At 70.9% G+C, this 5603-nt stretch carries 8 protein-coding genes; 6 read left to right on the forward strand and 2 right to left on the reverse strand.

The genetic code is table 11. The annotated features are described in order from the left end of the window. The 6 genes from J5F18_RS00045 to J5F18_RS00070 all read left to right on the forward strand — a co-directional run. The coding region (locus J5F18_RS00045) for a YggT family protein (protein WP_346300340.1) at positions 1-276 on the forward strand (276 nt) is incomplete at its 5' end. Between the two features lie 45 nt (positions 277-321). After that, positions 322-1479: a homoserine O-acetyltransferase gene (locus J5F18_RS00050; protein ID WP_346300341.1), complete on the forward strand. Its 1158-nt coding sequence runs from the start codon at positions 322-324 to the stop codon at positions 1477-1479. Beyond that, positions 1479-2075, forward strand: a complete 597-nt coding sequence (gene metW / locus J5F18_RS00055) for a methionine biosynthesis protein MetW (RefSeq protein WP_346302139.1) — start codon at positions 1479-1481, stop codon at positions 2073-2075. The genes J5F18_RS00050 and metW overlap by 1 nt, the downstream gene beginning before the upstream one ends. A 25-nt stretch (positions 2076-2100) precedes the next feature. Further along, positions 2101-2556 carry a DUF4426 domain-containing protein gene (locus tag J5F18_RS00060; protein WP_346300342.1) on the forward strand — a complete coding sequence of 152 codons (456 nt, stop codon included), beginning with the start codon at positions 2101-2103 and terminating at the stop codon, positions 2554-2556. A 6-nt stretch (positions 2557-2562) separates the two neighbouring features. Further along, positions 2563-3870 (forward strand): hypothetical protein, encoded by a 1308-nt coding sequence (locus tag J5F18_RS00065; RefSeq protein WP_346300343.1) that lies wholly within the window; start codon positions 2563-2565, stop codon positions 3868-3870. Beyond that, the gene (locus J5F18_RS00070; protein ID WP_346300344.1) at positions 3867-4034 is read left to right on the forward strand and encodes a hypothetical protein; all 168 of its coding nucleotides are present in this window, start codon (positions 3867-3869) and stop codon (positions 4032-4034) included. The genes J5F18_RS00065 and J5F18_RS00070 overlap by 4 nt, the downstream gene beginning before the upstream one ends. On the opposite strand, the gene sfsA is transcribed toward J5F18_RS00070, so the two are convergent. Together sfsA and J5F18_RS00080 are read right to left on the reverse strand one after the other, a co-directional pair. After that, the gene (gene sfsA, locus J5F18_RS00075; RefSeq protein ID WP_346300345.1) at positions 3993-4766 is read right to left on the reverse strand and encodes a DNA/RNA nuclease SfsA; all 774 of its coding nucleotides are present in this window, start codon (positions 4764-4766) and stop codon (positions 3993-3995) included. The two genes, J5F18_RS00070 and sfsA, sit on opposite strands and share 42 nt — an antisense overlap. A gap of 8 nt (positions 4767-4774) precedes the next feature. Next, positions 4775-5603: aminotransferase class I/II-fold pyridoxal phosphate-dependent enzyme (locus tag J5F18_RS00080; protein WP_346300346.1), on the reverse strand; the 829-nt coding region annotated here is incomplete at its 5' end.

The raw sequence follows: 5603 nt of genomic DNA on the forward strand, positions 1-5603 counted from the left end.
GCACGGGCCAATGCCATCCTCAAGATCTACTTCTTCGCGCTGATCGTGATGATCATCCTCAGCTGGGTGGCGCCCAATGCCAGCCACCCGGGGGCGCTGCTGGTGATGCAGTTGGTGGAGCCGATCATGGCGCCGCTGCGCAAGGTCATTCCGCCGCTGGGCATGATCGACCTCTCGCCCATCGTGGCATTCATCGCCATCAGCCTGATCGATGGTATCGTGGTGGGTTCGCTGACCCGCGCCGCCGGCGTCGCCGGCGCCCTGGTCGGGCTCTGAGCCCGGCCCCCGGCTCCACCGCAACGACTGGACACGGAACGACTGATGCCCGAGCTCCCTAGCGACTCGGTCGGCCTGGTGACGCCACAGACGGCGCACTTCGACGACCCCCTGGCCCTGGCCTGCGGCAGGACGCTGCCGGCCTATGACCTCGTCTACGAGACCTACGGCACCCTCAACGCCGACCGCTCCAACGCGGTGCTGATCTGCCATGCCCTCTCTGGCCACCACCATGCGGCCGGCTACCACGCCCCCGACGAACGCAAGCCGGGCTGGTGGGATGCCCATATCGGCCCGGGCAAGTCCATCGACACCAGCCGCTTCTTCGTGGTTTCGCTCAACAACCTGGGCGGCTGCCACGGCAGTACCGGTCCCAATCGCGAGAACCCGGACACCGGCCGCCCCTGGGGTCCGGAGTTTCCGATGATGACGGTGGGCGACTGGGTGCACAGCCAGGTACGGCTGGCCGACCGCCTGGGCATCGAACGCTTCGCTGCGGTGATCGGCGGCAGCCTGGGCGGCATGCAGGTGCTGCAGTGGGCGATGGTCTACCCGGAGCGGATCGCCAACGCCGCAGTAATCGCCGCCACCCCCAAGCTGTCGGCCCAGAACATCGCCTTCAACGAGGTGGCGCGCCAGGCGATCCGCTCGGACCCCGAGTTCTTCGACGGCTGGTACACCGAGCATGGCACGGCTCCTCGCCGCGGGCTCAAGCTGGCGCGCATGGTGGGCCACATCACCTACCTGTCCGAGGATGCCATGGGCAGCAAGTTCGGCCGCGACCTGCGCGCCGACGACCTCAACTTCGGCTTCGACGTGGAGTTCCAGGTGGAGTCCTACCTGCGCTACCAGGGCGACACCTTCTCCACCTCCTTCGACGCCAATACCTACCTGCTGATGACCAAGGCCCTGGACTACTTCGACCCGGCCGCGGCCCACGGCGGCGACCTGGCGCAGGCGCTGGCGCCGGCGACCTGCCCCTTCCTGGTAATCAGCTTCAGCACCGACTGGCGCTTCCCGCCCTCGCGCTCCCGGGAGCTGGTCGATGCCCTGGTGCGCGCCGACAAGCCGGTCAGCTACGCCAACATCGACTCGACCCACGGCCACGACGCCTTCCTGATGCCCGAGCCCCGCTACCAGGCGGTGTTTGCCGCCTTCATGGACCGCGTGGCCCATGACCTCGGCCTGGAGGCGCGCCCATGATGAACCGTCCCGACTTCAAGCTGATCCACGACTGGGTCCCCGAGGGCGCCCATATCCTCGACCTGGCCTGCGGCGACGGCAGCCTGCTGGCGGCCCTGGCCCGCGACAAGGACGTCACCGGCTATGGCCTGGAGATCGATCCCGACGGCATCACCGCCTGCATCTCGCGCGGGGTCAACGTCATCGAGCAGAACCTCGACGAGGGGCTTGCCAACTTCGACGACGACGCCTGTGACCTGGTGATCATGACCCAGGCCCTGCAGGCCCTGCGCCGCCCCGACCGGATGCTCGACGAGATGCTGCGGGTGGCCAGCGAGGCGATCATCACCTTCCCCAACTTCGCCTACTGGCGCCATCGGGTGCACCTGGGAATCCGCGGCTACATGCCGGTCTCCAAGTCGCTGCCCCACGCCTGGTATGACACCCCTAATATCCATCTGTCGACCTTCAACGACTTTGAACAACTCTGTCGTGACAAGGGTCTGATCATCGTCGACCGGGCGGTGGGCATCGGCGACCACGAGGGCCACTGGACCTCCCGGCTATGGCCCAACCTGTTCGGCGAGATCGCGATCTTCCGGGTCGCCCGCGGCTGACCCGGCAACGGCAGGAGGGAATACCATGAGGCGAGGCTTACTGAGCGGTCTGCTCGCCGCGGGCCTGCTGCTGCTGACGGCGCCGCTGGCCGCCCAGCAGTACGAGCAGGTCGGCCGCTACCAGATTCACTACAGCGCGGTGAACACCAGCTTCCTCCCCGAGGAGGTGGCCCGCGAGCACGGCATCCAGCGCAGCCAGGTGATGGCGCTGCTCAACGTCAGCGTGCTCGAGGAGGGCGAAGACGGCACCACGCGGGCCATTCCGGTGTCCGTGAACGGCACCGTGGGCGGGCTGAGCCGCGGTGATGAGCGCACGCCGCTGAGCTTCCGCACCCTGCGCGGCGGCGACGCCCCCTCCCAGGTGGCCGTCTTCCGCATCCACGAGGACGAGCCCATGCGCTTCGATCTCGAGGTTCGCCACGACCGCAATGCCGACCCGGCCAGGGTCAGCTTCATCCAGCGCTTCTATATCGACAGGTAACACTGCATGGCCGCATCACCGCCGGCGACCCACGAGGCGCTCGAGCCCGCGCTGCTGACCTGCGCCCGAGGCGACATCGCCGGCTTCCAGGGGCTCCAGCGGCTCGGCCTGCCGAGCCTGCTGGCCGTCGCCGGTCACGTCCTGAAGGAGAGCCGGCAGGTCGAGCCCGTGGTCCATGACACCCTGCTGCTGGCCTGGCGCAACGCCTACCGCCTCGCCGACAGCGGCCTGCCGCCGGGACACTGGCTCTACAGCATCCTGAGCTGTCGACTGCACAACCAGCTGAGCGCGATGGCAGGGGCCCTCCCACCGCCGAGCCCGACCGAGGGCTTGGGTCCGCCGGCGGTGCCGGAGCGCATTCCGGCCGAACGCCGCGGCCCCGCCCTCTGGGACCTGGCCCAGCGGCTGCCCCCGGCGGCCCCCGGCCAGGCCCTGCAGGCGCGGCTCGACCAGACGCACCAGGGGCTGCAGCTGGCCTCCCGCCTGCCGCTGACGCCGACCGGGGAGACCGTGCACCCCCCCCTTTATGACCCGAGCCTGCGGCGCAGGATGCTCACCTCGCGCCTCGCCTACCGGGCCAAGATGGCCTTCCAGCAGGCGCTGGGGCGCCCGTTCGAGGAGCGCCTGTTCCGCCGCTGGCGGGCCCGGCGTGACGCCTCCCGGATGCTCGAGGCCCAGGGCCTGCCCCGCCGCAGCCTCGAGACCGCCCTGGCCGAGCGGCTGGACCTGACGGTGGAGCCGCGCCGCCTGGTGCGCGGCTTCAGCTACCCCGCGGGCTTCCCCGACCGCCTGGCCCGGCGCAAGGCCTCCAACCTCTTCCTTTGGGACGGTGACTGGGACCTGCCGCGCCACTACCTGGTCGACAGCGGACGCACCCACTTCATGCAGGACCTGTGGCGCCACCGCCTGGCGCCGGAGCAGAGTACGGCCTTCCAGCAGCTCCAGGCGCGGGCCGAACAGGGCGATCCGCTGCGCTCCCATCACCGGGGGCTGCTGCTGGACAGCCGGGAGCGGATCCTCGAGTACCTGCGCCTCTACCTGCTCTACATGGAGGACATGGCCTGCTTCGGCTTCGATGCCGGGGCGGGCAAGGATCGCCTCGGGGTGGCGGTCGACCGACACGGCCGGCTGATCAAGATCAACAAGGGGCTGCATCGGCTGGCCATGGCCCAGGTATTGGGCGTGCCACGGGTGACGGTGCGCGTGCGCAGCGTGCACCGCCGGTGGTGGGAGGCCCAGACCGCGGGCGCCGGCGGCGACGAGGCGCTGGAGCGCCTGGCCCGGGCGCTCCCCCACTGCGACCCGGCCCGGTGACGGCGCCCCTCGCCCGCCTCGACCAGCTCAGCGCCACCTCGGCGCTGGGTGTGACCCTGCCCGACAGCGGCGAGTGCGTCTTCGGCCCCTGCCAGGGCCAGCGCCTTGCCCCGATCCCGGTGTCAGTCGACGCCGAGGGACAGATCCACCTCGCGGTGGAGTGACACCGGCAGCGTCGGGCCGAGGCGGATCGCCACCGGCACCCCGCCCCGCCGCACCACCTCACAGCGCTGCGCCAGCACCTCCACGCCGCACGCCACCGCCCGGCGCAGCGTGGCCGCGTAGGCGGGATCCAGGTGAGCGGCCGGCGCCACGTTCTCGATGCCCTCATGGGCCACGCAGAACAGCAGCACCGCCCGCTGGCCCTGCTCGGCCAGCGCCGCCAGCACCTCCAGGTGCTTGCGGCCCCGCTCGCTCACCGCATCGGGGAAGTAGCCGTGACCATCGGCCTCCCTCAGGGTCACCTGCTTGACTTCCACGAAGGCGGTGCCACGCATCGGGTCATCGAGGCGGAAGTCGAGCCGAGCCGCAAGACCGCCCGCCAGCACCACCTTCGCCTCGCGCTTCAGTTCGGCATAGCCGGCCAGGGCCGGTACCCGCCCCTCGTGCAGCGCCTCCTCGACGATGCGATTGGCCCGCCCGGTGTGCACCGAGGCAGCCGCCCTGGTGCCGTCGGGCCAGGGCAGCTCGATCAGCTCCCAGGTCCAGGCCAGCTTGCGCGCCGGGTTGTCGCTGGACGAAAGCCACACCCGGCAGCCCGGCACGTTCACCGCCCGCATGGAGCCGGTATTGGGGCAGTGGGCGGTGACCTCGCGGCCGTCGTCGAGGCACACCTCGGCGAGGAAGCGCTTGTAGCGGCGCAGCAGGGTGCCCGGCACCAGCTCGGGATACTCCATGGGGCCTCCTACAGGCGAGCCAGGAAGCGCGCGAGGCGGCCGACCGCCTCCTCCAGGCGCTCGACCCCGGTGGTAAAGGCGATGCGCACCTGGTGCTCACCGCCCTGGAGGGCGAAGTCGATCCCCGGCGTGATCGCCACGTTCTCCTCCTCCAGCAGGCGCCGACAGAAGGCCTGGCTGTCGGCGCTGTAGCGGGAGATATCGAGCCACAGGTAGAAGGCCCCCTGGGGCGGCAGCGAGGGGGCAAGCCCCAGGGGCGCCAGGGCCGCCAGCAGGGCATCGCGGCGCCGGCCCAGCTCGGCGCGCCGCGCCTCGAGGAGCTCCCGGCACTCGGGCGTGAAGGCGGCCAGGGCGGCGTGCTGGGCCGGCGTGGGGGCCGCCAGGAAGACGTTCTGGGCCAGACGGGTCAGTGGCTCCACCGCCGCCTCCGGCGCCAGCAGCCAGCCCAGGCGCCAGCCGGTCATGCCGAAGTACTTGGAGAAGCTGTTGACCACGAAGGCGTCCGGGGTGATCGCCGCCACCGAGAGCGGGGCGAGATCGAAGCAGAGCCCCTGATAGATCTCGTCCACCAGCAGCTGGCCGCCCTTCGCCGCCACCGTCTCGGCCACCGCTGCGAGCCGGCCGGCATCGAGCATATGCCCGGTGGGGTTCGAGGGGGTGGCCAGCATCGCCAGGCGGGTGGCGTCGCGCCAGTGCGCCGCCACCAGGCCGGCGTCCAGCTGCCAGCCGCTCGCCGGGCCCACCGGCACGGCGTCCACCTCGGCGCCGGCCAGGGCCATGAAGTGGCGGTTGCAGGGGTAGTTGGGGTCGGCCATCAGCACCCGGTCGCCGGGCCCG

It is taken from the genome of Halomonas sp. BM-2019 (assembly GCF_017584085.1).

Excerpts from the sequence above, each read along its gene's own strand:
- sfsA (WP_346300345.1), bottom strand. The coding sequence starts at position 4,766 with ATGGAGTATCCCGAGCTGGTGCCGGGCACCCTGCTGCGCCGCTACAAG.
- J5F18_RS00060 (WP_346300342.1), top strand. The coding sequence starts at position 2,101 with ATGAGGCGAGGCTTACTGAGCGGTCTGCTCGCCGCGGGCCTGCTGCTG.
- metW (WP_346302139.1), top strand. The coding sequence starts at position 1,479 with ATGAACCGTCCCGACTTCAAGCTGATCCACGACTGGGTCCCCGAGGGC.
- J5F18_RS00050 (WP_346300341.1), top strand. The coding sequence starts at position 322 with ATGCCCGAGCTCCCTAGCGACTCGGTCGGCCTGGTGACGCCACAGACG.
- J5F18_RS00065 (WP_346300343.1), top strand. The coding sequence starts at position 2,563 with ATGGCCGCATCACCGCCGGCGACCCACGAGGCGCTCGAGCCCGCGCTG.